The organism is Actinosynnema pretiosum, assembly GCF_002354875.1.
Classification (GTDB): Bacteria; Actinomycetota; Actinomycetes; order Mycobacteriales; family Pseudonocardiaceae; genus Actinosynnema; species Actinosynnema auranticum.
In genome coordinates this window covers 5,546,610-5,572,215 of sequence record NZ_CP023445.1, presented here as the reverse complement: position 1 = coordinate 5,572,215, position 25,606 = coordinate 5,546,610, and the positions used below count along the sequence as shown (strand labels likewise).

Below are 25,606 nucleotides of genomic sequence, written 5' to 3'. Positions count from 1 at the left end.
TGGGAAGGGCTGGAGCGCGCCCCGGCGGCCCTGGGTGCGGGAGGTCGGGGCGCGGGGCCGCCTGCTGGTCGGGCGCGGCGCGCGGCGCGCGTGGAATCGAGCCAGGGACCGCGTCGCTCCGCCCGATCGGGTGGGCCGCTTCGGCGCCCCGGTGCGGGTGGTGGCGCGTGCGGGGGGCAGGCGGTAAGAGTTGCTGCGGCTTGGAATACCCGCCTGCCGTGCGGGGCGCGCGTGGGCGACCGCCCCGGACCGCGCGTGACCTGCGACATGAAACCGGCTCGGTAAAATGTTACAGCCGCGCTAACCCCTCGGATCGCGCCTGGCTGACTCGCACTCTTCCCAAACCAAGGGCCATGTGACATGGTACCGGCGTGTCCACTCCTCTTCGAGTAGTCGTGGTGGGCGCGGGCATCGTCGGCTCGGCGATCGCCCGCGCACTGGCCCGCGAGGGCTGCGCGGTGACCGTCGTCGACCGCGGGCCCAGCGCGGGCGGGACGTCCGCCAGCGGCGAGGGGAACCTGCTGGTCTCCGACAAGGAGCCCGGCCCCGAGCTGCGGCTGGCCCAGCGCTCCCTCGCCTCCTGGCTGCGCGTCGAGGACGAGCTGCGCGACGAGCTGCCCGCGGGCTTCCCGGACCTCGAACTGGAGCGCAAGGGCGGCCTCGTCGTCGCCACCACCGACGCGGGCGCCACCGCGCTGCGCGGGTTCGCCGCCGCCCAGCGCGCCGCGGGCGTCACCGCCGAGGCCGTCGACGACGACCGCGTCCGCGAGCTCGAACCCGACCTCACCCCGGACCGCGCCGCCGCCGTCTTCTACCCCGACGACATGCAGGTCCAGCCCGTCACCGCCACCGAGGCGCTGCTCGCCGCCGCCCGCCGCCACGGCGCCGGGGTCCGGCAGGGCGTCGAGGTCACCGGGCCCGTGCTGGACAAGGGCAGGCTCGTCGGGGTCGCCACCGCCGAAGGCGCGATCACCGCCGACGCCGTCGTGCTCGCCGCGGGCCCCTGGTCCGGCGCGGTCGCCGAGCGGCTCGGGGTGCGCCTCCCGGTCGCGCCCCGCCGGGGCACCGTCCTGGTCACCTCCCGGATGCCGCAGCGCGTGTGGCACAAGGTCTACGACGCCGACTACGTGGGCGCGGTCGGCTCCGGCGCCGCCGACCTCCAGGTGTCCAGCGTGGTCGAGTCGACCGCCGCGGGCACCGTCCTCATCGGCTCCTCCCGCGAGCGCCGCGGCTTCGACGAGCGCATCGAGGCCCGCGTGCTCTCCGCGCTCGCCGCCAAGGCCCTGCTGCTGTTCCCGTTCCTGGCCGACGTCCAGGTCATGCGCGCCTACGGCGGCTTCCGCCCGTTCGTGCCCGACCACCTGCCCGTCATCGGCCCCGACCACCGCCTGCCCGGCCTGTGGCACGCCACCGGCCACGAGGGCGCGGGCATCGGGCTCAGCCTGGCCACCGCCGAGATCCTGCGCGACGACCTGCTGCGCGGGACGCGCGACGAGCTGGCCGCGCAGTTCCGGCTCGACCGACCGACCCTGCTCCCGCACCTGGAGGGGACCGACCGATGAGCAAGATCCGCATCGAGGTCGACGGCCAGCCCGTCGAGGCGGTGGCGGGGCAGAGCATCGCCGCCGCCCTCCTCGCCACCGGCCGCACCTCCTGGCGCCGCACCCGCGCGGGCCGCCCGCGCGGCGTGTTCTGCGGCATCGGCACCTGCTTCGACTGCGTCGTCACCGTCAACGACCTGCGCGACGTGCGCGCCTGCCAGCGCCGCGCCGCCGACGGCGACCGCGTCCGCACCCAGGAGGACGACCGTGCCTGACGTCCTCGTGGTCGGCGGCGGCCCCGCCGGGATGGCCGCCGCGCACGCCGCCCGCCGGAGCGGCGCGACCGTGACCCTGCTGGAGTCCGGCGACGACCTCGGCGGCCAGTACTGGCGGCACCTGCCCGCCCAGCGCAGCGACCCCGACGAGCGCGAGTGGCACCACGGCTGGCAGCGCTTCCTGGACCTGCGCGCCGCGCTCGTCGACGACCCCGGCTGCGAGGTCGTCACCACCGCGCACGTCTGGTCCGTCGACCGCCGCGACGGCCGCCCCCCGCTCGTGCACGCCCTCGTCGGCCCGCCCGACGGCGGCGACCGCACCCCGCGCACCTTCGACCCGGACGCCCTCGTCCTGGCCACCGGCGCGCAGGAGCGCACCCTCCCGTTCCCCGGCTGGGACCTGCCCGGCGTCTTCACGGCGGGCGCCGCGCAGGCCCTCGCCAAGGGCGAGCGGGTCGCGGTCGGCCGCCGCGTGCTGGTCGCGGGCGCAGGCCCCTTCCTGCTCACCGCCGCGGCCAGCCTGGTCCGCGTCGGCGCCCAGGTCGTCGGCGTCGTGGAGGCGGCGGGCGCGAAGCGCCTGGCCAGGGGCTGGGCAACCAAGCCGTGGCGGCTGGCGAGGGCGGGCCACAAGGCCGCCGAGCTGGTCGGCTACCTGCGCGTGCTCGCCGCCAACCGCGTCCCCTACCGCACCGGCTCGGCCGTCATCGCCGCCCACGGCGCGGACCGCGTCGAGGCCGTCACCGTCGCCAGGCTGGACCCGGACTGGTCGCCGATCCCCGGCACCGAGCGCCGGATCGAGGTCGACGCGGTCTGCGTCAGCCACGCCTTCGTCCCCCGCACCGAACTCGCCATCTCCACCGGCTGCGCCCTCACCGGGGACGGCTCGGTCCAGGTCGACGACCGGCAGCGCACCACCGTCCCCGGCGTGCTCACGGCGGGCGAGCTGACCGGCATCGGCGGCGTCGACCTCGCGCTCGCCGAGGGCCGGATCGCCGGGGCCGTCGCCGCCGGGGCCGAGCCCGACGCCCGCGACGTGAAGCGCCGCGCGGTCTTCCGCGAGTTCGCCACCCGCCTCACCGCCGCCCACGGCGTCCGCCCCGGCTGGCGCTCCTGGGTGGACGACGGCACCGTCGTCTGCCGCTGCGAGGACGTCACCGCAGGGGCGCTGCGCAGCGCCGCCGAGCTGACCTGCTCCCAGGGCCTGCGCTCCCTCAAGCTCATCACCCGAGCAGGCCTCGGCCTGTGCCAGGGCCGCACCTGCGGCCGGGCCGTCGAGGAGCTGCTCACCGGGGTCCTGGACCCCGGCCGCACCGCCAACCGCCCCATCGCCGCACCGCTCCGCCTCGGCGAGCTCGCCGAGCACGGCCGCACCTGCAACCGAGAGGACGTCCCATGAGTTCCGCACCGGCTTCCCTGCGCGGGGTCATCGTCGCCACCGCCCTGCCGTTCAAGGAGAACCCCTCCGCGCCCGCCGGTCTGGAGGTCGACTACGACCGCTTCGCCGAGCACTGCGACTGGCTGATGTCCAACGGCTGCCACGGCGTCGGCCCCAACGGCTCCCTCGGCGAGTACTCGGCCCTCACCGACGCCGAGCGCCGCAAGGTCGTCCAGGTCGCCGTCGACACCGTCGGCGACCGGGGCGTGGTCGTCGCGGGCGTGCACGGCCCCGGCTGGCACCAGGCCAAGCACTGGGCCGAGCTGGCCGCCGAGGACGGCGCCCACGGCGTGCTCGCCCTGCCGCCCACCATGTACCGGGCCACCGCCGAGCAGGTCGTCGAGCACTACACCAAGATCGACGAGGTCGGCCTGCCGATCATGGTCTACAACAACCCGATCGACACCAAGGTCGACCTGGTGCCCGAGCTGGTCGCCGAGCTCGCGAAGCTGCCGAACGTGAGCGCCATCAAGGAGTTCAGCGGCGACGTCCGCAGGCTCTTCGAGATCGCCGAGCTGTGCGACATCGACGTGGTCGCGGGCGCCGACGACGTGCTGTTCGAGCTGATGGCCGACGGCGCCGTCGGCTGGTTCGCGGGCTTCCCCAACGCCTTCCCGGCCGAGTCCGTCGCGATCTACGAGCACATGCTCGCCGGGCGCCTCGCCGAGGCCAGGGAGCTGTACAGGCACCTCGTCGCCGTGTTCCGCTGGGACTCGCGCACCGAGTTCGTGCAGGCCATCAAGCTGGGCATGGAGGAGGTCGGCCGGTACGGCGGCCCGTGCCGCCCGCCGCGCGGCCCGCTGACCGCCGACCAGGTCGCCCGCGTGCGCGCCGACATGCGCCGCGCCGTCGCCGGGATCGAGGCGCTGCGCGCGGCCGAGGTGGCCTGACGTGCGCGCGTCGCGGATGTACACCGCGGTCGACTCGCACACCGAGGGGATGCCGACCCGCGTGGTCACCGGCGGCGTCGGGGTCATCCCCGGCGCCACCATGAACGAGCGCAGGCTGCACTTCATCGAGCACCTGGACCACGTGCGCAAGCTCCTGGTGAACGAGCCGCGCGGGCACTCGGCGATGAGCGGCGCGATCCTGCAGCCGCCCACCCGGCCGGACGCGGACTTCGGCGTGCTCTACATCGAGGTGTCCGGCTGCCTGCCCATGTGCGGGCACGGCACCATCGGCGTGGCCACGGTCCTGGTGGAGACGGGCATGGTCGAGGTGGTCGAGCCGGTGACCACGATCCGGCTGGACACCCCGGCCGGGCTGGTGGTGGCCGAGGTGGCCGTCCGCGACGGGCACGCCGACGGCGTGACCCTGCGCAACGTCCCGTCCTACTGCGACCGGCTGGACGAGGTCGTGGACGTGCCGGGGCTGGGCCCGATCCGGTACAGCCTCGCCTTCGGCGGCAACTTCTACGCCATGGTCGACCTCGACCAGGTCGGGCTGCCGTTCGACCGGGCGCGCAAGGACGAGATCCTGGCCGCCGGGCTCGCGATCATGGACGCCGTCAACACCACCGCTCCGCCGCACCACCCGGAGATCGAGGGGGTCGACCACTGCCACCACGTGGAGTTCATCGCCCCCGGCTCGGACGCGACCCTGTCCCGGCACGCCATGGCCATCCACCCCGGCTGGTTCGACCGCTCCCCGTGCGGGACCGGCACGTCCGCCCGGATGGCCGAGCTGCACGCGCGCGGCGAGCTGCCGCTGGGGCAGGACTTCGTGAACGAGTCGTTCATCGGGAGCAGGTTCACCGGCCGCCTGGTGGGGAAGACGACCGTGGGCGACAAGCCCGCCGTGGTGCCGACCATCACCGGGCGCGCCTGGGTCACCGGGATCGGGCAGTACCTGCTCGACCCGACCGACCCGTACCCCGCCGGTTTCGAGTTCTGAGGGGAAGCACTTGTCGGACAAGGCTTTGCAGGAAGACGCCGCTGACGTCGAGAGCGTGCTCGCCGCCGCCTCGGCGGCCAGGACCCCGCTGCGGCGGGCCTCGCTGGAGCAGCGCGCCGGGTGGCTGGAGGCCGCCGCCGACGCGCTCGACGGCGCGGCCGACGAGCTGATCCCGCTCGCCCACGCCGAGACGCACCTGCCGCTGCCCCGGCTGACCGGGGAGCTGAAGCGCACCACGTTCCAGGCGCGGCTGTTCGCCAAGGGGCTGCGGTCGGGCGAGCTGGCGCCGGTGCACGTCGAGCCCGCCGACCCCGACTGGGGCATGGGGCCCAAGCCCGCGCTGCGACGCGCGCTGGTGCCGATCGGGCCGGTGCTGGTGTTCGCGGCCAGCAACTTCCCGTTCGCGTTCAGCGTGTTCGGCGGCGACACCGCCTCCGCGCTGGCCGCCGGGTGCCCCGTGGTGGTCAAGGCGCACCCCGGCCACCCGGAGCTGTCCCGGCGCACCGCCGCCGTGGTGGCCGCCGCGCTGCCCGAGGGCGCGCTGGGGCTCATCGAGGGCGTCGAGGCCGGGGTGACCGCGCTGCGCGACCCGCGGATCAAGGCGGTCGGGTTCACCGGGTCCACCAGGGGCGGTCGGGCGCTGTTCGACATCGCCGCGTCCCGGCCCGAGCCCATCCCGTTCTACGGGGAGCTGGGCAGCGTCAACCCGGTCGTGGTCACGCCCGCCGCGTGGGCCGAGCGGGGCGGCGACATCGCCACCGGCTGGGTCGGCTCGCTCACCCTGGGCTCCGGGCAGTTCTGCACCAACCCCGGTGTGGTGCTGGTGCCGGACGCCGACGCGTTCCTGAAGTCTGTCGAGCTGCCCAAGCCCGGCCGGATGCTGACCTCCGGGTTGGAGCAGGGCTACGCGGACGCGGTCACCGCCGTCTCCGGTCGGCCCGAGGTCGCGGTCGCGGCCGAGGGACCGGCCAACGACGAGGGCGTGCGGGCGAGCGTGCTGCGGGTGCGGGCGGACGTGGCGGCGGCCGACCCGGAGCTGCTGGAGACCGAGATGTTCGGCCCGGCGGGGCTGCTGGTCGAGTACGCGTCGGCCGAGGAGCTGACGGCGGTGCTGCGCGCGCTGCCCGGCCAGCTCACCGGCACCGTGCAGGCCGCCACCGACGGGGACCCGCTCGCCGCCGAGGTGGTCGAGCTGCTCTCCGACGTGGTCGGCCGGGTGGTCTACAACGACTGGCCCACCGGGGTCACCGTGTCCGGGGCGCAGCACCACGGCGGCCCGTACCCGGCGAGCACCGCGCCGACGACCACGTCGGTGGGGCTGCACGCGATCTCGCGGTTCCAGCGGCCGGTGACCTACCAGGGCACGCCGGAGTCCGCGCTGCCGGGAGAGCTGTGAACCGCTCCCGGCGCGTCCCGACCGGTGGGACACTCGGTGCGGAGTGTCGGTAAAGTCCAGCGCTGTGTGACATTTTAGTGCGGGGCGACCGCACGCCTCACAACACGGGAGGCACGGGTGAGTAGTCCATCCACCATCAACCCGGTGGCCGTGGGCGCGAGCCTGCGCGGCACCGTCGAGGACGCGGTCGCCGCCGCCATCGTCTCGGGAGAGCTGGCGCCCGGCACCCTGGTCACCGCGCCGACCCTGGCCGCCCGCTTCGGGGTGTCCGCCACCCCGGTGCGGGAGGCCATGCTGAACCTGCAGAAGCGCGGGTTCGTCGACGTGGTGCGCAACAAGGGCTTCCGGATCACGCAGGTCAGCGAGCAGGACCTGTGGGAGATCGTGCGGCTGCGGCAGCAGCTGGAGGCCCCGCCGATGCGCGGGATCGCCAGGACGATGCAGCCCGCGATCGCGGCGGAGCTGCGGGTCAAGGCCCAGGCCATAGTGGACGCCGCCGAGGTGGCGGACCTGGCGGCCTACCTGGCCGCCGACCTGGACTTCCACCTCAGGCTGCTGGAGCTGCACGGCAACCGCAGGCTCATCGCGATCGTCAAGGACCTGCGCCAGCAGACCCGGATGGTGGGGCTGGCCGACATGATCGGCACCGCCGAGCTGGCCAGGTCCGCCGCCGAGCACCACCTGCTGGTGGACCTGCTGGAGGCGCACGACGGGCGGGGTGCGGAAGCGCTGCTCACGGACCACATCGGGCACGTGCTCGGGTGGTGGAGCGGCAACTCCGAGGATTAGCGCCGACTGACACCGACCAGCGCCGCCCGCCGCGGTCCAGCCCGAGCGGGTCAGTGCAACCGCGCTGACCGGTGCTGGCGAGCCCCGGCCCGAGCCGGCTCTGAATCGATCCGACGCGGCCAGACCCCGCCGTCGCGCACCTCCGCGCGCGCCGGGAGCAGCCTTGACCAGCCCGTCCGGCGCAGCCGGACGGGCTGGTCGCGTTGTCCGGGCCCGTTCGTTTCGGCCAGGAAAAATATCGCGCCAAGCTCTTCAGATGCGAGGTGTGACATACTACTGTCCCCTCCAAGTGATCGCGGTCATTCATTCACCCGCTCTGCGTGGCCAGCCGTCGCTGACGCTCAACGGCCCGCCGCGCGCCACCGCCTCCCCGGTGCGCCTGACCGCAACGCCGCACTCAGTCGCCAGTCCGCAAGGCCGTCCACCCCCTCGTGGGGACGGCTCAAGGGCTGCACCCGACGGAAGGTAGGACCCCGTGAGGAGAACCACCAGCACCCTGGCGATCGCCGGGTTCACGGCAGGAGCCATCGTCCTGTCCGCGTGCTCCGGGACGCCTGGCCAGTCCACCGGTTCCGGTGGCACGGACGGCGCCCCCGTCAAGGGCGGCACCGTCCAGGTCCTCCAGGCCACCGACTTCTCCTACCTGGACCCGTCGCGGGGCTGGGACGGCGGCGTCAACTCGTTCTACCGGCTGATCTACCGCCAGCTCATCACCAAGGCCCCCGCCGACGCCGCGAACCCCAACGAGATGGTCCCGGACCTGGCCGAGTCGCTGGGCACGCCGTCCGCGGACGGCCTGACCTGGACGTACAAGCTCAAGGACGGGATCAAGTTCGACACCGGCGCGCCGATCACCGCGCAGGACGTCAAGTTCGGCATCACCCGCAGCTGGGACCCGGAGATCGGCATCGGCGCCCCCTACCTCAAGCAGCTGGTGGACGCGCCCGCCGACTACCAGGGCCCCTACCGCTCCGGCGACCTGCCCACGATCGAGACGCCCGACGAGCGCACCATCGTGTTCCGCCTGAAGGCCCCGTTCCCCGAGTTCGACGCGGTCCTGTCCATGCCCACCGGCACCCCGTTCCCGGTCGGCACCGGCGGCGGCGACTCGTTCATCAAGGACGTCATCGCCTCCGGCCCGTACGACGTCAAGTCGTTCACCCCCGGCAGCAAGATCGAGCTGGTGCGCAACCCCAACTGGGACGCCGCCACCGACACCGCCCGCAAGGCCTACCCGGACGCCTGGAACTTCGTCATCGGCGTCGACCGCGCCACCATCGACGAGCGGCTCATCGCAGGCCAGGGCAGCGACGTGAACGCGGTCGCCGCGACCGTGCAGACCGCCACGATCGCCCGCATCCAGACCCCGCAGCTCAAGGAGCGCACCGTCAAGGAGCCCTCCACCTGCACCACCTACCTGGGGCTGAACACCACCAAGGGCCCGCTGGCCGACGTCAAGGTGCGCCAGGCGATCAACTACGCGGTGGACAAGAGCGCGGTGCTCAACGCCACCGGCGGCAACCAGTTCGCCACCGTCTCCACCACGATCCTGCCGTCCTCGGTCACCGGCCACACCCAGTTCGACCTGTACCCGAGCAAGGACAACGCCGGCGACGTCGAGAAGGCCAAGCAGCTGCTCGCCGAGGCGGGCCAGGCGAACGGCTTCCCGCTGGTCCTGGACGTGCGCTCCAACCCGGTCGCCCAGCGCCAGGCCGAGTCGATCCAGCAGTCGCTGCAGAAGATCGGCATCGAGGTCAAGCTGAACGTCATCGACGTGGCGACCTACTACGAGACCATCGCCACCCCGGCCGTCCAGAACGACGCGGCCATCACCGGCTGGTGCCCGGACTGGGCGTCCAGCGCCTCCACGTTCCTGCCGCCGCTGTTCGACGGCCGCAAGATCACCGAGAAGGGCAACCAGAACCTCTCGCAGATCAACGACCCGGCGATCAACGCCGCGATCGACGCGAACATCGCCGAGACCGACCTGGACAAGGCCACCAAGGCCTGGGGCGAGCTGGACAAGCAGGTCATGGAGCTGGCCCCGATCGTCCCGCTGAACGTCGAGAACCGGATCTACCTGCCGGGCTCCAACGTCACCGGCTTCCACGCCCCCGGCGGCGACGTCGACTACGCCATCCTCGGCCTGAAGGACGCGGGGAAGGCCTGACCCGATGACCATCACGCCCCCCGCCCTCCAGGCGCCGGTGGCGGCCGAGCAGGACACCGTCGGAACGACCCCGGACCCGCGCTGGAGCGTCACCCGCACGCTCCTGCGCCAGCCCGCGACGGTGGCCTGCCTCGGCTACATCGCCCTGGTGCTGCTCATGGCGGTGTTCGCGCCGCTGATCGTCAAGGTCAGCGGCTGGGACCCGTACACGTTCGACCAGTCCGCCATCGACCCGGACCTCGGCGGCATCCCGCTCGGTGACTGGGGCGGCATCTCCGGCGAGCACTGGCTCGGCGTCGAGCCCGGCACCGGGCGCGACATCTTCGCCCGGATCGTCTACGGCGCCCGCACCTCCATGCTCATCGCGCTCGCCGCCACGGCCCTGACCACGACGCTCGGAATCCTGTTCGGCCTGCTCGCGGGCTACTTCGGCGGCCGCGTGGACATGCTGGTCTCGCGGCTCATGGAGTTCCTGATGGCGTTCCCCGCCCTCATCTTCATGATCGCGGTGCTGTCCGCGCTGCCCGCCGACAACCGGCAGTACCTGCTGGTCGTGGTGATCGCCCTGTTCGGCTGGCCGTACCTGGCGCGGATCGTGCGGGCGCAGACGCTCTCGCTCAAGGAGCGCGAGTTCGTGGAGGCCGCCCGCGCGTCGGGCGCCTCGCGCGCCACCATCGTGTTCACCGAGATCCTGCCGAACCTGCGCTCCACCGTGCTGGTCATGACGACCATGGCGGTGCCCGGCTACATCGGCACCGAGGCGGGCCTGTCGTTCCTGGGCGTGGGCGTCGTGCCGCCCACCCCGTCCTGGGGGCAGATGATCTCCAGCTCGGTGACCTGGTACTCGGTCGTGCCCGCGTACTTCCTGGTGCCGGGCGCGTTCCTGGCGCTGCTGGTGCTGTCCTTCATGGTCCTGGGCGACCGGGTGCAGGCGGCCGTCGACCCCGGAGGCCACCGGTGACCCGCTACGTCGTGAACCGCGTCCTGGGCATGGTCGTGGTGCTGTTCCTGGTCTGCCTGTTCACCTACCTGGTGTTCTTCGCGCTCTCGCCGGACCCGGCCGTGCAGATCTGCGGCAAGAACTGCACCCCCGAGCGCATCGACCAGATCCGCGCCAACCTCGGCCTGGACGCGCCGTTCCTCACCCAGTTCGGGCTGTTCCTCGCGGGCCTGTTCGTCGGCCGCGAGTACGGCAGCGGGCCGTCGCTGATCGACTGCACCGCCCCGTGCCTCGGCTACTCGTTCCAGACCTCGCAGCTGGTCACCGACATGATCGCGCAGCGCCTCCCGGTCACCGCCGTCGTCGCGATCGGCGCCGCCGTGCTGTGGCTGTCCATGGGCGTGATCGGCGGTCTGGTCAGCGCGGTGCGCGAGGGCAAGTTCGCGGACAAGTTCATCACCGGCCTGACCCTGGGCGGCATGTCGATCCCGAACTACGTCCTCGCGCTCGCGCTCCAGTACGTGTTCGTGATCTGGTTGCAGTGGCTGCCGTTCCCGCAGGCCGTGCCGTTCCTGGACGACCCCGTCCAGTGGTTCCTCAACTTCATCCTGCCCTGGACGGTCCTCGCGATCGGCTACGCGTCCTCGTACACCCGGCTCACCCGCGCGAACGTGCTCGACACGCTCGGCGAGAACTACGTGCGCACGGCCCGCGCCAAGGGCCTGCAACCGGCGCTGGTGTGGCGGCGGCACGCGCTGCGGCCCGCGCTCACGCCCGTCGTGACCATCGCGGGCATGGACTTCGCCGGACTGCTCGGCGGCGCCCTGATCACCGAGACCGTGTTCGGGATCAACGGCGTCGGCAAGCTCGCCGCCGACTCCATCACCAAGAACGACCAGCCGGTGATCATGGCCGTCACGCTGCTCGCCGCGTTCTTCGTGGTCGTCGGCAACATGGTGGTCGACCTGCTGTACTCGGTGATCGACCCTCGGGTCAGGGCGGGGGCGAGGGCGTGAGCGAGCTGCTGGACGTGCGCGGGCTGACCGTGTCCTTCAAGGGCGTGCCGGTGGTCGACGCCATCGACTTCTCGGTGCCCGCCGGTGGCTCGCTCGGCATCGTCGGCGAGTCCGGGTCGGGCAAGTCCATGACCAGCCTGGCGATCATGGGCCTGCTGCCGAAGGGCGCGGTCCGCTCCGGCTCGATCACCTTCGGCGGGCAGGACCTCGCGCAGCTGTCCGACCGGCGGATGCGGGCGGTGCGCGGGGACCGGATCGCCATGGTGTTCCAGGACCCGCTGTCCTCCCTCAACCCCTACTACGCGGTCGGCGCGCAGATCGCCGAGGCGTACCGGGCGCACCGGCCGGGCGTGTCCCGGCGGGCCGCCCGCGCCGCCGCGGTCGAGGCCATGGAGCGGGTGCACATCCGCGAGGCCGGTCGGCGCGTGGACGACTACCCGCACCAGTTCTCCGGCGGGATGCGCCAGCGCGTCATGATCGCCATGGCGCTCAGCGCCGAACCGGAGCTGATCATCGCGGACGAGCCGACCACCGCGCTCGACGTCACCGTGCAGGCCCAGATCCTGGACCTGCTCACCGAGGTGCGCCGGGACACCGGGGCCGCGCTCGTCCTCATCACGCACGACCTCGCCGTGGTCAGCGAGGTCGCCGACGAGCTCGTCGTCATGCGCAAGGGCGAGGTGGTGGAGGCGGGCACGACCGAGCGGGTCTTCTCCGACCCCCGCCACCCGTACACGCGGGCGCTGCTCGACGCCGTCCCGCGCATCGACGACAGCATCGGCGCGCTGCGCACCACGGGAGGAGGGGAATGAGCACCGAACCGCTGCTCAGCGCCCGCGGCCTGGTCAAGGAGTTCCCGGTCGCGGGCACCGCCGGGCTGCTGCGCCCGGCGCGCAGGTTCCGCGCGGTGGACGACGTCTCGTTCGACCTGCACGCGGGCCAGACCCTCGCGCTGGTCGGCGAGTCCGGCTCCGGCAAGTCCACCACCGCGCGCCTGGCGTCCCGGCTGATCGACGTCACCTCCGGCGCCGTGCGGCTGGACGGGCGCGACATCACCTCGGTCACCGGGGCGGAGCTGCTGGAGGTGCGGCGGCAGGTCCAGGTGGTGTTCCAGGACCCGTTCTCCTCGCTCAACCCCCGGCACACCGTCGAGCGGATCGTGACCGCGCCGCTGCGGTACCAGAAGCGGCCGGTGCCCGGCGGGACCAGGGCGTTCGCGCAGGGGCTGCTGGAGCGGGTCGGGCTCGACCCGGACCACGTCGGCCGCTACCCGGCGCAGTTCTCCGGCGGGCAGGCGCAGCGCATCGGCATCGCCCGCGCGCTCGCCGTGGGGCCGCGCGTGCTGGTGTGCGACGAGGCCGTGTCGGCGCTGGACGTCTCGGTGCAGGCGCAGATCATCAACCTGCTGCGGGACCTCCAGCGGGAGGAGGGCTTCGGCTGCCTGTTCATCGCGCACGACCTGGCGGTGGTGCGGCAGATCGCCACCACCGTCGCGGTCATGACCGCCGGTCGGGTGGTGGAGGCGGGGGAGCGGGACGCGGTGTTCGACGACCCGCGGCACGAGTACACCCGCACGCTGCTGGCCGCCGTGCCGCGCATCCGGCCGGAGTGGGAGCAGGCGCGGCTGCGCAACGCGGCCAAGCGTGAGGCCGCTGAGCGCGGGGCAACCGGGCGCGGGGCAACCGAGCACGAGGCCGCCGCCGGTGTCGACCGAACGGACGCGGACAATGGGCCGTCCGCCGGGAACGGCCCGGCGGGCGAGGACAACCCGACCGAGGTCACCGCATGAGCCCTGCCGAGACCACCCCCGTCGAGTACCCCGTGCCCGGCGCGTGGGTGCGCGAGTTCACCGTCGACGTGCCGCTGGACTGGCGCGCCCCCGACGAGCGGACCGTGGAGCTGTTCGTCCGGGAGTTCGCCGACCCGGACCGCAGGCGCGAGGACCTGCCGCTGCTGACCTACCTGCAGGGCGGTCCCGGCGGCGCGAACCCGCGCCCCGAGCGCGTCGACGGCTGGCTCGCCGAGGCGCTGCGCACCTACCGCGTGGTCCTGGTCGACCAGCGCGGCACCGGCCGCAGCACCCCGGTCGACGGCGCCGTCATCGCGGGCTTCCCGGACGGGCGCGCCGCCGCCGAGCACCTGCTCCACTTCCGCGCCGACTCCATCGTGCGAGACCTGGAGCACGTGCGAACCCGGTGCTACGGCGGGAGGAAGTGGGCCACGCTCGGCCAGAGCTTCGGCGGCTGGATCACCCTGGCCTACCTCTCGCACGCCCCGCAGGCGCTCGCCGCGTGCTACGTGTGCGGCGGGATCCCCGGCACCCCTGCGGACCCGGACGAGGTCTACCGGCGCACCTTCACCCGCGCCGAGGCCAAGACCGCCGACTTCTACCGCCGCTACCCGCAGGACGTCGACGCGATCGCCGCGATCGCCGACCGGCTGGCCGAGGGCGGCGTGGAGCTGCCGGACGGCTCGCCGCTGTCCGTGCGCCGCTTCCAGACCCTCGGCGGCGACCTCGGCTTCACCACCGGCCACCAGCGCCTGCACTGGCTGGTGTCCGAGGCGCTGCACCGCGACGGCCGGTTCACCGGCAAGTTCCTGGAAACCGCGCTGACCAAGACCTCCTACGCGGGCAACCCGCTGTTCTGGGTGCTCCAGGAGAGCATCTACGGCGACGGCGACAACGGCCCGTTCCGCTGGTCCGCGCAGCGCGAGCGGGACCTGCGCCCGCAGTTCGCCGAGGACCGCAGGCCGCTGCTGCTCACCTCCGAGATGGCCTTCCCCTGGATGTTCCAGGAGATCCGCGCGCTGCGGCCGTTCGCCGCCGCGATGGAGGAGCTGGCGGACGTGCGGGTCTGGACCGACCTGTACGACCCGGAGAGGTTGGCGGCCAACGAGGTCCCGCTCGCGGCGGTCGTCTACCACGACGACCTGTTCGTGGACGAGGAGCTCCAGCGCGACACCCTCTCCCGCCTCGGCAACGCGCGGGCGTGGGTGACCAACGAGTACGAGCACGACGGCATCTCGGACGGCAAGGTGCTGCGCAGGCTCCGCGAGATCGTCCGGGATTCCGGTGGAGAACAGCGATGAGGGAGAACCGATGACCGAGGCCACCGTCCCGCCGCACGCGGGCACCAAGCCGCCGCGCCTGGCCGACGACAGCCCCGGCTTCCTGTCCCGCATCGGGCAGGGCTGGGCCGACCGCGAGGTTCCCGCCCCGGTCGACGAGGCCGCCGCGCGCGCCGCCGCCGAGCACCGCGACCGGATCAGCGCCGCGCTGCCCGGCCGCACCGTGGTGCTCGCCGCCGGGCGCGCGCCGAACCGCAACGGCGACGCGGACTACGCGTTCCGCGCGGGCAGCGACTTCGTGTGGGCGACCTCCTGCCAGGTCGAGGGCGGGGTGCTGGTGATGACCCCGCGCACCGGTGGCCACGACGCGGTGCTGTACCTGCCGCCGCCCGCCCGCCCCGGCGAGCGCGACTTCTACGCCAGCGCCGCGCACGGCGAGCTGTGGGTCGGCCCGTCGGCCGGGATCGCCGCCTGGGAGCGCGCGCTGGGCCTGCCGGTGCGCCCGATCGCCGACCACGACGGCACGGCCGCCGAGGACGCCGACCGGCAGCGGGTCGTGCTGTCCGACCTGCGCATGGTCAAGGACGAGTGGGAGATCGGCCAGCTGCGCGAGGCGGTCGACCAGACCGTCGTGGGCTTCGCCGCCGTCGCCGACGAGGTGCCGCTCGCCGTCGCGCGCGGGCTGGGGGAGCGGTGGCTCCAGGGCACGTTCGACCGGCACGCCCGCACCTTCGGCAACGGCCCCGGCTACAGCACGATCGTCGGCTCCGGCCCGCACGCGCCGATCCTGCACTGGGTGCGCTGCGACGGGCCCGTGCTGCCCGGTGAGACGCTGCTGCTGGACATGGGCGTGGAGACCCGCAGCCTGTACACCGCCGACGTCACCCGCACCATCCCGGTCGGCGGCGCGTTCACGCCCCAGCAGCGCTCCGTGCACGACCTGGTCGAGGCCGCGCACCGGGCGGGCATGGCGCAGGTCAAGCCCGGCAACACGTTCAGCGACTTCCACTTCGCGTCGATGGAGGTCATCGCGCGCGGGCTGCACGACTGGGGCCTGCTGCCGGTGTCCGTCGACGAGGCGCTCGCCCCCGGCGGGCAGGAGCACCGCCGCTACCTGGTGTGCGGCGTCGGCCACCACCTCGGGCTGGACGTGCACGACTGCGGCTCGTCCGCGTACGAGCAGTACCAGGGCGCCCCGCTGCGCCCCGGCATGGTGCTGACCGTCGAGCCGGGCCTGTACTTCCACGCGCACGACGAGACGGTGCCGCCGGAGCTGCGCGGCATCGGCGTGCGCCTGGAGGACGACCTGCTGGTGACCGCGACCGGCAGCGACGTGCTGTCCGGGGCGCTGCCGATCGACGCGGCGGGCATCGAGCGGTGGGCCGCCCGGTGACCGGCCCGGCGCCGTTCGCGCTGGAGCCGTTCCCGCTGCGGGACGTGGAGCTGCTGGACGGCGTGCAGTCGCGCGCCGCCGGGCAGATGCTGCACCTGGCGCGGGTGTTCCCGGTCGACCGGGTGCTGGCGGTGTTCCGCGCCAACGCCGGGCTGGACACGCGCGGCGCGCTCCCTCCCGGCAACTGGGAGGACTTCGGCCACCCGGACGAGCAGCCGTGGTCGGCCGAGGAGTACCCCGGCGCGGGCGTGGCCCCCACGGCGAGCCTGCTGCGCGGGCACTACGCGGGGCACTTCCTGTCGATGGTCGCGCTCGCGCACGCGTCCACCGGCGAGGAGTCGTTGCGCGCCAAGGCGTGGGAGATCGTGGCGGGGCTCGCGGAGGTCCGCGACGCGCTCGCCGCGACCGGCCGCTACAGCCACCCCGGATTCCTGGCGGCGTACGGGGAGTGGCAGTTCTCCCGGCTGGAGGACCTGGCCCCGTACGGCGAGATCTGGGCGCCGTACTACACCTGCCACAAGATCATGGCCGGGTTGCTGGACGCGCACGAGCACACCGGCAGCGAGCAGGCGCTGGAGCTCGCGGTCGGCATGGGCCACTGGGTCGCCGGGCGGGTGCTGCGGCTGGAGCGCGCGCACCTGCAGCGCATGTGGTCGCTGTACATCGCCGGTGAGTTCGGCGGCATGAACGAGAGCCTGGCGGCGCTGCACCGGATCACCGGCGAGGGGGTGTTCCTGCGCGCGGCGGCGGCCTTCGAGCTGGACCACCTGCTGGAGGGCGCGGCGCAGGGCCGCGACCTGCTGGACGGGATGCACGCGAACCAGCACCTGCCGATGCTCCTCGGGCACCTGGACCAGCACGACGCGACCGGCGAGGCGCGGTACCTGGACGCGGTGACCGCGCTGTGGGACCAGGTCGTGCCGGGGCGGGCGTTCGCGCACGGCGGCACCGGCGAGGGCGAGCTGTGGGGGCCCGCGGACACCGTCGCGGGGTTCATCGGCAGGCGCAACGCCGAGTCGTGCGCGACGTACAACCTGCTCAAGATCGCCCGGTCGCTGTTCGCGCGCACCGGTCACGCGCGGTACCCGGAGTACGCCGAGCGGGCGTGGCTGAACCACATGGTCGGCTCGCGCGCGGACGTCTCGTCCGACGTCTCGCCCGAGGTCGTGTACATGTACCCGGTCGACGCGGGGGCGGTGCGCGAGTACGACAACGTCGGGACCTGCTGCGGTGGAACGGGTCTGGAGACGCACGTCAAGCACCAGGACTGGGTGTGGTTCCACGCGCCGGGCAAGCTCGTGGTGGCGCGGCACGTGCCGTCGCGGGTGACGCTGCCCGGCGGTGGGACGGTGGCGCTGCGCACCGGGTACCCGCGCGACGGGCGGGTGGTGGTGGAGTTCGACGCGGACTTCTCCGGCGAGCTGCACCTGCGGGTGCCGTCGTGGGCCGCGGCGGGCTTCTCGGTGGACGGCGCTCCGGCTGACCTGACCGCCGAGGGCTTCACCGTGGTGTCCGGCGACTTCCGCCCCGGCGACGAGGTCGCGCTGGACCTCCCGCTGCCGCTGCGCCTGGTGTCCACAGTGGACGACCCGACGCTGGTGAGCGCGGAGCTGGGGCCGACCGTGCTGCTGGCCAGGGACGAGTCGGCCACCGTCCTGCCGGTGTCGCCCGCGGCGTTCCGGGGCCTGGACGGCTCGCTGGTCGGCTACGAGCGGGACGGCGACCTGGTGTCGTTCGGCGGCCTGACCTTCGAGCCCGCGTGGTCCGGGGGTGACGCGCGCTACCACCTGTACCTGCGGCTGTCGGACGAGGAGATCGCGTTCGCGGGCAGCGATCCCGGCGTGCCGAACCGCCAGGACGGGACGGGCTGGTCGTTCCTGACCGGCCTGTGGGGTTCGGGCGGTCACGCGACCTACGAGGAGTTCCTCCTCTCCGCGCACGCCAACGCGGTGCGCGCCGCACGGGCCGGGCTGCTCAACCGCGAGGAGGCCGTGGCGGTCCTGCAGGCGGCGGCGTCCAGCACCCTGGACGGCTCCGGTCCGAGGGCGTCGGCGTTCCTCCCGGACTCGGACGCGGGTCCGGTCCTGCGCGACGGGGTGGTCGAGTGGTCCCTGCCCGGTGACATCGGCGCGCAGGAGCCGCTGCCCGTGCTGCGGGTCGACGTGCTCGGCGAGCGGGCGCCGTCGGGCTGGTACACCAGCGCGCCCGCGTTCAAGGTGAGCACCGTCCAGCCCGCCGACCTGGAAGCCGCGCTCGGCGACGCCGACTGGTCCCCGGTGACGGCGGAGGTCCAGGCCCCCGGCGAGGGCAGGCACGTGCTCCGCGCACGGGCGACCGACTCGCTGGGCCGCGTGGTGCACGCGCGCGCCGAGGTCTCCGTGGACAGCGAGCCCCCGACGCCGAAGTCCAAGGTCAGGTCCCTGGGCCCGAGCAACGTCGAGGTGACCCTGGACGCGACCGACGACGTGTCGGGCGTGGACCGGATCCGCTGGCGCACGGCGGAGACCTTCTGGGGCGTCTACCAGGAGCCGTTCACGAGGGCGCTGCACGACGAACCCCAGGTCCTGGAGTTCACCGCGACGGACCGGGCGGGCAACACCTCGCAGGTCCACCGGGTCGTCCTGCCGCCGCGCCAGGCGTGACGACCGATCCCGAGGGCGCGGTTCCCGGTTTCCGGGGGCCGCGCCCTCGGGGTTCTCCCAAGTCGCCGACCACGTCCTACCACCAGCCCTCCCCGCACCGACGAAAGTCGACCCCCACCCCCACCGCCGGTCGGAAGCTCCCCGCCGTCCTTGACCGTGCCCCAACGGCATGGTTTCCACTGGTCCCCGTCGGCGCCACCGCGTCGGCCACGACGAGGGGATCGGTTGATGCGAAGGACGTTGTCGTTGACCGCGGTGCTCACCACCGCGGCGTCGTTGCTGGTCGCGGGGGTGTCCTCGGCTGAACCGGGCGCCGCCGCCACACCCGCCGTCGCCTGGGCCGACTGCCCCGAGGACGTCGCCGCCGAGGGCGTCGAGTGCGGCACGCTCCAGGTCCCGCTGGACTATCGCGACCCGCGCGGGCGCAAGACCGAGATCGCCCTGTCCCGCGTCGCGAGCAAGAACCCCGCGCGGCGCAAGGGGGTCCTGCTCACCAACCCCGGCGGCCCGTCCGTCGCGCTCACGTTCCCGGCCCAGCTGCGCGACGTGCTCAAGATGCCGCAGAGCGTCCTCGACGCCTACGACGTCGTCGCCGTCGACCCGCGCGGCGTCGGGAGCAGTTCGTCCGTCAGCTGCGACCTCACCGAGGAGCAGCAGGCGGACGGCAGCATCCCGCCGTACGCGGTCACCCCCGGCTCGGTGCGCGAGCGCGCCGCCGAGGTGGAGCAGATCGCGAAGCAGTGCCTCGCCTCGCCGAGCGCGGAAGCCCTGCCGCACAACACGACCGCGAACGCCGCCCGCGACCTGGACGCCGTCCGCGCCGCGCTCGGCGAGCGCAAGGTCTCCTACCTCGGCTACTCGTACGGCACCTACCTGGGCGCCGTGTACGCCACGCTGTTCCCGAACCGAGCCGAGCGCGTCGTGATCGACAGCAACCTCGGCGCGCAGGGCTGGGACATCGGGGCCACCCGCGCGTACGGCCAGGGCGTGGAGGACACCTTCCCGGACTTCGCGAAGTGGGTCGCCGCGCGTCCCGAGCTGGGCCTCGGCGCGACCGGGGAGCAGGTGCGCGCCAAGTACTTCGAGCTGGCCGAGCGCTTTGACCGCGAGCCCGTCCACGGCGTGGACGGCGGCCTCTTCCGCCTGCTCACCTTCGTGAGCCTGTACCGCACCACCGACGCCGCCAACCAGGCCCTCGCCACGACCTGGCAGACCCTGGCCGCGGGCGACCCGCTCCCGCTGCCGCCCGGCGAGCTGCCCACCCCGGCGGAGGTCGACGCCCTGATCTCCGGCCGCCTGCACATCGTGTGCGGCGACTCCCGCTGGCCCAAGTCCGTGAAGACCTACGAGCGCAACGTCGAGACCGACCGCGAGCGCTTCCCGATGTTCGGCGCGGCGGGCGGCAACATCACCCCGTGCGCCTTCTGGCCGGACCCGGTCGAGCAGCCCGTGAAGATCACCGACAAGGGCCCGCGCACCGTGCTCGTCGTGCAGAACGAGCGCGACCCCGCCACCCCGCTCGCCCTGGCGAACTCGATGCGCCGCGCGCTGGGCGACCGGGCCGCGATGATCACCGTCGACCAGGGCGGCCACGGCGCGTACCTGGTGGGCCGGAACGCCTGCGCGAACGACAGGGTGACCGCCTACCTGCTCGGCGGGAAGCTCCCGGCGCGCGACGTGGAGTGCGCCGCCGAGACCCCGGCGCGGCAGCAGGCCCCGGCCGAGACCGGCGTGATCGGGTAACCCCGCACCGCTCCAAGCGCCGCGCGTCGACCCCGCGGGAGTCGGCGCGCGGCGCGGGCACGTGCCGCGGACGTGCGCCGGGGGAGCGCGCCTCAGGCCCGCCGGTACGCCTCGCCCCCGTGCGAGCGCGTCAGCAGACCCTCGTCCACCAGCGCCCGCCGCAGCGTCGCCCAGTCGTCGAACCACTCGCCGCACAGCGCGTTCACCTTCGCCTCCGGGTACACCTCACCCGGCGCGAACGAGTCCGCCACCACGGTCAGCACCTTCGAGCGCACCCCCGCCTCACCGGGGACCGCGGTCAACCGCCCCCGCCGGAAGTACGCCCCCGCGCCGTCGCCGGACGCCCCGCCGAGCCGCGCCTCGGCGCGCACCGCGGTCCGGAACACCTCCGCCACCGGCGCGTGCCGCCCGCCCTCGCGCGCCACCAGGCCGCCGTCGACCAGCCGGTGCAGCGCCCGCGTGGCGTCCGCGCGCGTCAACCGCGCCGCCTCCGCCACCTCGTCCACCGTCCCCGCCCCCAGCACCAGCGCGGCGAACGCGGCCAGGCGCGCGGGTTCGGCCAGCAGACCGGCCAGGTCTCCGCAGGACGGCGAGCGTGCGTCGGCGGGCTCGGGCACGGCGGCACCTCGCGGTCGGGTACGGGGCCGCGATCGTAGCAGCGACCCCGCGCACCCGACCGCCCCGCGACCCGGTGGCCGCCCGCCCGCGCGGCGGGGCGGGGGCCACCGGGCGCGCCCGCCCCGTCGGGACCGACAGCCGTGGGGCGTGGTCACCTCGGCCCTGCGGGCTCCGCGCTAGTCCACGAACTCCGGCGGGTCCATCACCGGGCGGTCCATGCACATCAGCCAGCGGCCGTCGTCACCGCGGCGCAGCACGTCCGTGCAGCGGCCCGTGATCTTGACCTTCCTGCCCTCCTCGTCGGTGGTCAGGATGATGAACGTGACCCCGATCAGGGACACGTCGCCCGCCACGTAGGCGTGCGTCAGCGTCGCCTCCAGGTGCGGCTTGGGCGCCAGGAACTGCTCGAACCACGCCTTGCGCGGCGCACCGGTCAGCTGGCCGCCGGAGAAGTTCGAGATCGCGTCCGGCCGGTACAGCTTGTCGAACAGCGCGCCGTCACCGGAGTTGAAGACGTCGATGAAGATGTCGTTCTGGATGTCGATGTCGTCGGTGAGGTCGGGAAAGTCGGGGTCGACCCGGAGTGCGGTGGACATCTTTTCCGTCCTGCTTCCTTCTGGGCGGATCGGGTCCGCGTGACCATCTTTCAGGCAGCACCTGCAACGCCCTGGAAAACTAACCCAACCCCTTTCACCGACCGCTCACGAGACGGTAACCGGATTTCTCCGGAGCGGCGGATTACCAATGGGTGAGAACAATTCCCGAATCCGTCGTTAGTGTTCCGGACCGAGCGAGCCGACAGCCGAAGCGACGAGAGGCCAGGTGTCATGCAGGAGACCGAGCGGAGCGGTCGCGCGACCCTAGAGGCGGTCCGCGAACTGGTGGGGAGGCTGCGCGCCAACGCCCAGGACGCCGAGGACCGCAGGTGGCTGCCCGAGGAGAACATCAAGCTGCTGGAGGACGCGGGCGTCTTCCGCGCGCCGGTCCCCGCCAAGTTCGGCGGCCTCGACCTGGACGTGGCCCAGCAGGTCGCCATCGTCGAGGAGGTCGCGCGCGGCTGCGGCTCCACGGCGTGGACGGTGAACGCCTGGATGTCCAGCGCGGGCCTCGTCGCGGCCTACCCCGACCGCGCGCAGGAGGAGGTGTACGCGGGCGGTTCGGTCCGCGTCTCCGGCGGCTTCACCCCGACCGCCACCCTCACCCCCGTGGAGGGCGGCTTCACCCTCGACGGCACGTGGCGGTTCAACACCGGCATCCGGGGCGCCGACTGGAACATGGTCGCCGCCATGGTCGTCCACCCCGACCAGGAGGGCGAGTCGCACGACGAGCGCTACGCGCTCGTGCGCGCCTCCGAGTTCACCGTCGCCGACGACTGGCACGTCTCCTCCGCCGCGGGCACCGGCAGCTCCACCTCGTCCGTGCGCGGCCTGTTCGTCCCCGCCCACTTCGTCGTGGACGGCGCCGAGATCGTCGAGGGCACCACCGGCGACCGCTGGAACCAGGGCCTGCGCGGCCGCGACTACGGCCTGCTGCCCTACGTCATGGTCCCGTCCCTCGCGGTGTACATCGGCCTGGCCAAGCAGGCCCTGGAGCTGTTCCAGGACCGCGCGCCCGGCCGGGGCATCGCCTACACCGGCTGGACCGAGCAGTCCGAGCACCCGCACGTGCAGATCCAGGTCGGCACCGCCGCCAACAAGATCACCGCCGCCGAGGGGCTGCGCGACCGGATCACCGGCCTCATGCAGGACCGGGCCGACAGCGGCGTCGCGGTCACCACCGCCGAGAAGGCGGCCTTCCGCGGCCAGGTCGGCTACGGCATCCAGCTCGCCAGGGAAGCCGTGGAGATCCTCTACACCCTCTCCGGAGCCTCCGTCATCCAGAAGTCCGTGCCGCTCCAGCGCGTCTACCGGGACACCGTCGGCCTCGCGCTGCACGGCCTGATGGCCCCCGTCACCAACCTCGAGGTGCACGGGCGGGTCTTGCTCGGCCTCGAACCCGACACGTTCTTCCTCTGATCCCTCCTGCCGGACCCCGGCCGGACCACGACCACCGCACCTCCTGAAGGGGACAGCGCCATGACCGCCAGCACGACCATCCGCCCCACCGAGGACGTCGACAAGCACCTGGAGCACTACGTCGAGGCGTTCAACTCCAACGACCCCGACGTGCTCGACCTGTTCTACACCGAGGAGGCCGTCGCGGTGTGGGAGCCGCTCGCGCCGCTCTCCGGCGAGGCCCGCCGCGAGTACGCCCGCGAGTTCCTCTCCCGCACGCCCACGATGACCGCCGTCGAGCGCGAGCGCTACGTCACCGGCGACACGGTCCTGTTCATCATCGACTGGCAGATCGACATGACCGGCGTCGACGGTGAGCCCGAGCACCTGGAGGGCGTCGGCGTCGACGTCGTCCGCAAGGGCTCCGACGGCAAGTGGCGCTACGCCGTCGACGACGCGTTCGGCGGCAACGAGCCCGCCTGACCGGCAACCCCGCGGCCGACCGGCCGGGCAGCCGCGCCGGGTCGCCCCGCCCCAGCGGCGGGGCGACCCGGCGCGGACCCGGATCAGCGGTCGACCGCGACCGCCTGCTCCTGGGCGCCCTCGCGCCGGTCGTACTCGTCGCGGGCCGAGGCGATGGCGGGCTGGTGGTCCTCGGTCCAGTCGACCAGCGCCTGGATCGTGGCGTGCAGGCTCACCCCCAGCGGGGTGAGCTCGTAGTCGACCCTGGGCGGCACCACCGGGTGCACGGTCCGCTTCACCAGGCCGTCCCGCTCCAGGTGCCGCAGGGTGATCGTCAGCATCCGCTGGCTCACCCCGTCGATGAGCCTGCGCAGTTCGGAGAAGCGCAGCATCCGGCGGTCGAGCAGCGCGATCACCAGCAGGGACCACTTGTCGCCGATCCGGTCCAGGATCTGGCGCACCTCGCAGTCCGCCCTCGTGTCCCACTGCCGGGCCCCGTAGTCCTCGGTATCACCGCAGAGACTCAGTGACTTTAAAGTGCCTTCTTCCACAGCTCTGCATGGTGACTGATCATGCCTTTACGTACAAGAGGGAACCGACGTGCCGAAAGGTAACCGCCTCCGGCGGCGCGGGCACTGATCCCTCGCGCGTCCCTCGACAAGGAGCTGACTGACCGTGTCCGCGACCCCGAACAGCCCATCCTTAGACGGGCCCGTGCGCATGACCGCGCGCGACGCCGCACTGCTCTTCGTGCTGTGCGGCTCGATCTTCCTCGAAGGCGTCGACATCTCCATGCTCGGCGTCGCACTGCCCTCCATCAAGGACGAGCTCGGCATGTCGGCGGGCGAGCTCCAGTGGGTCGTCAGCGCCTACGTGCTCGCCTACGGCGGGTTCATGCTCCTGGGCGGCCGGGCCGCCGACCTGCTGGGCCGCCGCAAGATGTTCGTGCTGTGGCTGGCGGTCTTCGTCGTGTTCTCCGGTCTCGGCGGCCTGGCCACCGAGGGCTGGATGCTCATCGTCTCCCGCGCCATCACCGGCCTCGCCGCCGCGTTCATGACCCCCGCGGGCCTGTCGCTGATCACCACGAGCTTCGCCGAGGGCCCCAAGCGCAACCGGGCGCTGCTCTGGTACGCGGGCACCGCCGCAGGCGGCTTCTCGCTGGGCCTGGTCGTCGGCGGCCTGCTGACCGCCATCGGCTGGCGCTGGGTCTTCTTCGCCCCGGTCATCCTCGCCGCGATCATCTTCGGCTTCGCGGTCAAGCTGATCGAGCACGACACCCCGCCGCCGCGCGTCCCCGGCCAGAAGTACGACGTGTTCGGCGCCGCCACGATGACCCTGGGCGCGGTCGGCGCGGTCTACACCGTCGTCATGGCGCCCGAGGTGCCCGTCAGCCGGACCGTGCTGACCGCCGCGATCAGCGCCGTGCTGCTGGTGGCGTTCGTGATCGCGGAGAGGCGCTCGAAGGAGCCGCTGGTGCGCCTGGGCATCTTCCGCAGCGCCAACCTGGTGCGCGCCAACATCGCCACCGTGCTGTTCGCGGGCTCGTTCTTCGGGTTCCAGTTCATCACCGTGCTCTACATGCAGGACCTGCGCGGCTGGGGCGCGCTGGAGACCGGCATCGCGCTGCTGGTCATCGGCATCGACTCGGTGCTCGCGCCGACCCTCACGCCCAAGCTGGTCGACCGGTTCGGCAACCCCGTCGTGCTGTTCGCGGGCTTCGTGTCGCTGGCGCTGGCCTACTTCCTGTTCCTGGACGTCCCGGCCGACGCGAACTACTGGACCGGCATGTTCCCGACGATGCTGCTCATCGGCATCGCCTTCACCCTGGTCTACGGGCCGCTGACGATCGTCGCGGTGGAGGGCATCGCCGACGAGGAGCAGGGCCTGGCGGGCGGCATCTGGAACACCTCGTTCCAGTTCGGCGCGGCGCTCGGCCTCGCCGTGGCCGCCTCGCTGACCGCCACCGCGGGCACCGCCCTCGACGGCTACCACAAGGCGCTGCTCGTGCCGTTCGTCGCCACGCTCGTCGCGCTCGTCGTGGTGGCCACGGGCCTGCGCTCCCGCGCCTCCGCCGAGCCCGTCGCGGTGCAGACCCAGCCCACCACGGGCTGATCCCCCGCGGCTCCCCCCGACGTCGGGCCCCTCCCCGACGTCGAGCAACCGGCCCCGGTCGCCTCCCGCGACCGGGGCCGGTCGCGTTCGTGCCCGCGCGGCGGGCGAACCCGCGCCC

The 25,606-nt window shown here is 73.3% G+C and carries 22 protein-coding genes; 19 read left to right on the top strand and 3 right to left on the bottom strand.

Features of this window, described 5'->3' with window-relative positions:
* Window positions 1–371: 371 nt before the first annotated feature.
* The 16 genes from CNX65_RS23525 to CNX65_RS23450 all read left to right on the top strand — a co-directional run bounded on the left by CNX65_RS23525 (window position 372) and on the right by CNX65_RS23450 (window position 20,302).
* A complete protein-coding gene (locus CNX65_RS23525) occupies window positions 372–1,562 on the top strand; it encodes an NAD(P)/FAD-dependent oxidoreductase (RefSeq protein ID WP_232519972.1) in 1,191 nt (396 codons plus the stop codon).
* A complete protein-coding gene (locus CNX65_RS23520; protein ID WP_096495710.1) occupies window positions 1,559–1,816 on the top strand; it encodes a (2Fe-2S)-binding protein in 258 nt (85 codons plus the stop codon). The genes CNX65_RS23525 and CNX65_RS23520 overlap by 4 nt, the downstream gene beginning before the upstream one ends.
* On the top strand, window positions 1,809–3,212 hold the full coding sequence (locus CNX65_RS23515) for an NAD(P)/FAD-dependent oxidoreductase (RefSeq protein ID WP_096495709.1): 1,404 nt from the start codon (window positions 1,809–1,811) through the stop codon (window positions 3,210–3,212). The genes CNX65_RS23520 and CNX65_RS23515 overlap by 8 nt, the downstream gene beginning before the upstream one ends.
* Window positions 3,209–4,141: a dihydrodipicolinate synthase family protein gene (locus CNX65_RS23510; protein WP_096495708.1), complete on the top strand. Its 933-nt coding sequence runs from the start codon at window positions 3,209–3,211 to the stop codon at window positions 4,139–4,141. Before CNX65_RS23515 ends, CNX65_RS23510 begins: the two co-directional genes overlap by 4 nt.
* 1 nt (window position 4,142) lies before the next feature.
* Window positions 4,143–5,144: a proline racemase family protein gene (locus tag CNX65_RS23505; protein WP_096495707.1), complete on the top strand. Its 1,002-nt coding sequence runs from the start codon at window positions 4,143–4,145 to the stop codon at window positions 5,142–5,144.
* A 10-nt stretch (window positions 5,145–5,154) separates the two neighbouring features.
* Window positions 5,155–6,540, top strand: coding sequence for an aldehyde dehydrogenase (NADP(+)) (locus CNX65_RS23500; protein WP_096495706.1), 1,386 nt, complete (start codon window positions 5,155–5,157; stop codon window positions 6,538–6,540).
* Between the two features lie 117 nt (window positions 6,541–6,657).
* Window positions 6,658–7,329 (top strand): GntR family transcriptional regulator, encoded by a 672-nt coding sequence (locus CNX65_RS23495; protein WP_096495705.1) that lies wholly within the window; start codon window positions 6,658–6,660, stop codon window positions 7,327–7,329.
* Window positions 7,330–7,804: 475 nt separating this feature from the next.
* Window positions 7,805–9,499, top strand: coding sequence for an ABC transporter substrate-binding protein (locus tag CNX65_RS23490; RefSeq protein WP_096495704.1), 1,695 nt, complete (start codon window positions 7,805–7,807; stop codon window positions 9,497–9,499).
* Window positions 9,500–9,503: 4 nt separating this feature from the next.
* On the top strand, window positions 9,504–10,460 hold the full coding sequence (locus CNX65_RS23485; RefSeq protein WP_096495703.1) for an ABC transporter permease: 957 nt from the start codon (window positions 9,504–9,506) through the stop codon (window positions 10,458–10,460).
* Complete coding sequence (locus tag CNX65_RS23480) at window positions 10,457–11,455, top strand: ABC transporter permease (protein WP_177154329.1); 999 nt, start codon at window positions 10,457–10,459, stop codon at window positions 11,453–11,455. Before CNX65_RS23485 ends, CNX65_RS23480 begins: the two co-directional genes overlap by 4 nt.
* On the top strand, window positions 11,452–12,267 hold the full coding sequence (locus CNX65_RS23475) for an ABC transporter ATP-binding protein (RefSeq protein WP_096495702.1): 816 nt from the start codon (window positions 11,452–11,454) through the stop codon (window positions 12,265–12,267). Before CNX65_RS23480 ends, CNX65_RS23475 begins: the two co-directional genes overlap by 4 nt.
* A complete protein-coding gene (locus CNX65_RS23470) occupies window positions 12,264–13,244 on the top strand; it encodes an ATP-binding cassette domain-containing protein (RefSeq protein ID WP_096495701.1) in 981 nt (326 codons plus the stop codon). Before CNX65_RS23475 ends, CNX65_RS23470 begins: the two co-directional genes overlap by 4 nt.
* Complete coding sequence (locus CNX65_RS23465; protein WP_096495700.1) at window positions 13,241–14,545, top strand: alpha/beta fold hydrolase; 1,305 nt, start codon at window positions 13,241–13,243, stop codon at window positions 14,543–14,545. Before CNX65_RS23470 ends, CNX65_RS23465 begins: the two co-directional genes overlap by 4 nt.
* A 10-nt stretch (window positions 14,546–14,555) precedes the next feature.
* Entirely contained in the window at window positions 14,556–15,917 is a 1,362-nt protein-coding gene (locus CNX65_RS23460) for an aminopeptidase P family protein (protein WP_096495699.1), read from the top strand.
* On the top strand, window positions 15,914–18,559 hold the full coding sequence (locus CNX65_RS23455) for a beta-L-arabinofuranosidase domain-containing protein (protein WP_198320545.1): 2,646 nt from the start codon (window positions 15,914–15,916) through the stop codon (window positions 18,557–18,559). Before CNX65_RS23460 ends, CNX65_RS23455 begins: the two co-directional genes overlap by 4 nt.
* Before the next feature lie 228 nt (window positions 18,560–18,787).
* Window positions 18,788–20,302 (top strand): alpha/beta hydrolase, encoded by a 1,515-nt coding sequence (locus CNX65_RS23450; RefSeq protein WP_096495698.1) that lies wholly within the window; start codon window positions 18,788–18,790, stop codon window positions 20,300–20,302.
* Between the two features lie 92 nt (window positions 20,303–20,394).
* On the opposite strand, the gene CNX65_RS23445 is transcribed toward CNX65_RS23450, so the two are convergent.
* Together CNX65_RS23445 and CNX65_RS23440 are read right to left on the bottom strand one after the other, a co-directional pair.
* Window positions 20,395–20,919: a DUF2087 domain-containing protein gene (locus CNX65_RS23445; RefSeq protein WP_096495697.1), complete on the bottom strand. Its 525-nt coding sequence runs from the start codon at window positions 20,917–20,919 to the stop codon at window positions 20,395–20,397.
* Between the two features lie 177 nt (window positions 20,920–21,096).
* Complete coding sequence (locus tag CNX65_RS23440; protein WP_096495696.1) at window positions 21,097–21,516, bottom strand: YybH family protein; 420 nt, start codon at window positions 21,514–21,516, stop codon at window positions 21,097–21,099.
* Between the two features lie 231 nt (window positions 21,517–21,747).
* Here CNX65_RS23440 and CNX65_RS23435 point away from each other — a divergent pair, with 231 nt between their 5' ends.
* Entirely contained in the window at window positions 21,748–22,935 is a 1,188-nt protein-coding gene (locus CNX65_RS23435; RefSeq protein WP_096495695.1) for an acyl-CoA dehydrogenase family protein, read from the top strand.
* A gap of 60 nt (window positions 22,936–22,995) precedes the next feature.
* Entirely contained in the window at window positions 22,996–23,397 is a 402-nt protein-coding gene (locus tag CNX65_RS23430; protein WP_096495694.1) for a YybH family protein, read from the top strand.
* Window positions 23,398–23,480: 83 nt separating this feature from the next.
* Here the strand turns inward: CNX65_RS23430 and CNX65_RS23425 are convergent, their stop codons facing one another.
* Window positions 23,481–23,927: a winged helix-turn-helix transcriptional regulator gene (locus CNX65_RS23425; RefSeq protein WP_015803422.1), complete on the bottom strand. Its 447-nt coding sequence runs from the start codon at window positions 23,925–23,927 to the stop codon at window positions 23,481–23,483.
* 169 nt (window positions 23,928–24,096) lie between these two features.
* On the opposite strand from CNX65_RS23425, the gene CNX65_RS23420 reads away from it, so the two are divergent.
* Window positions 24,097–25,488 (top strand): MFS transporter, encoded by a 1,392-nt coding sequence (locus tag CNX65_RS23420; RefSeq protein ID WP_177154328.1) that lies wholly within the window; start codon window positions 24,097–24,099, stop codon window positions 25,486–25,488.
* Window positions 25,489–25,606 lie beyond the last annotated feature (118 nt).

What these genes read in the sequence shown, in the direction of transcription:
- CNX65_RS23520 (WP_096495710.1), top strand. Translation starts at nt 1,559, where the DNA reads ATGAGCAAGATCCGCATCGAGGTCGACGGCCAGCCCGTCGAGGCGGTG.
- CNX65_RS23510 (WP_096495708.1), top strand. Translation starts at nt 3,209, where the DNA reads ATGAGTTCCGCACCGGCTTCCCTGCGCGGGGTCATCGTCGCCACCGCC.
- CNX65_RS23485 (WP_096495703.1), top strand. Translation starts at nt 9,504, where the DNA reads ATGACCATCACGCCCCCCGCCCTCCAGGCGCCGGTGGCGGCCGAGCAG.
- CNX65_RS23470 (WP_096495701.1), top strand. Translation starts at nt 12,264, where the DNA reads ATGAGCACCGAACCGCTGCTCAGCGCCCGCGGCCTGGTCAAGGAGTTC.
- CNX65_RS23465 (WP_096495700.1), top strand. Translation starts at nt 13,241, where the DNA reads ATGAGCCCTGCCGAGACCACCCCCGTCGAGTACCCCGTGCCCGGCGCG.
- CNX65_RS23460 (WP_096495699.1), top strand. Translation starts at nt 14,556, where the DNA reads ATGACCGAGGCCACCGTCCCGCCGCACGCGGGCACCAAGCCGCCGCGC.
- CNX65_RS23450 (WP_096495698.1), top strand. Translation starts at nt 18,788, where the DNA reads ATGCGAAGGACGTTGTCGTTGACCGCGGTGCTCACCACCGCGGCGTCG.
- CNX65_RS23440 (WP_096495696.1), bottom strand. Translation starts at nt 21,516, where the DNA reads ATGTCCACCGCACTCCGGGTCGACCCCGACTTTCCCGACCTCACCGAC.
- CNX65_RS23435 (WP_096495695.1), top strand. Translation starts at nt 21,748, where the DNA reads ATGCAGGAGACCGAGCGGAGCGGTCGCGCGACCCTAGAGGCGGTCCGC.
- CNX65_RS23430 (WP_096495694.1), top strand. Translation starts at nt 22,996, where the DNA reads ATGACCGCCAGCACGACCATCCGCCCCACCGAGGACGTCGACAAGCAC.
- CNX65_RS23420 (WP_177154328.1), top strand. Translation starts at nt 24,097, where the DNA reads ATGACCGCGCGCGACGCCGCACTGCTCTTCGTGCTGTGCGGCTCGATC.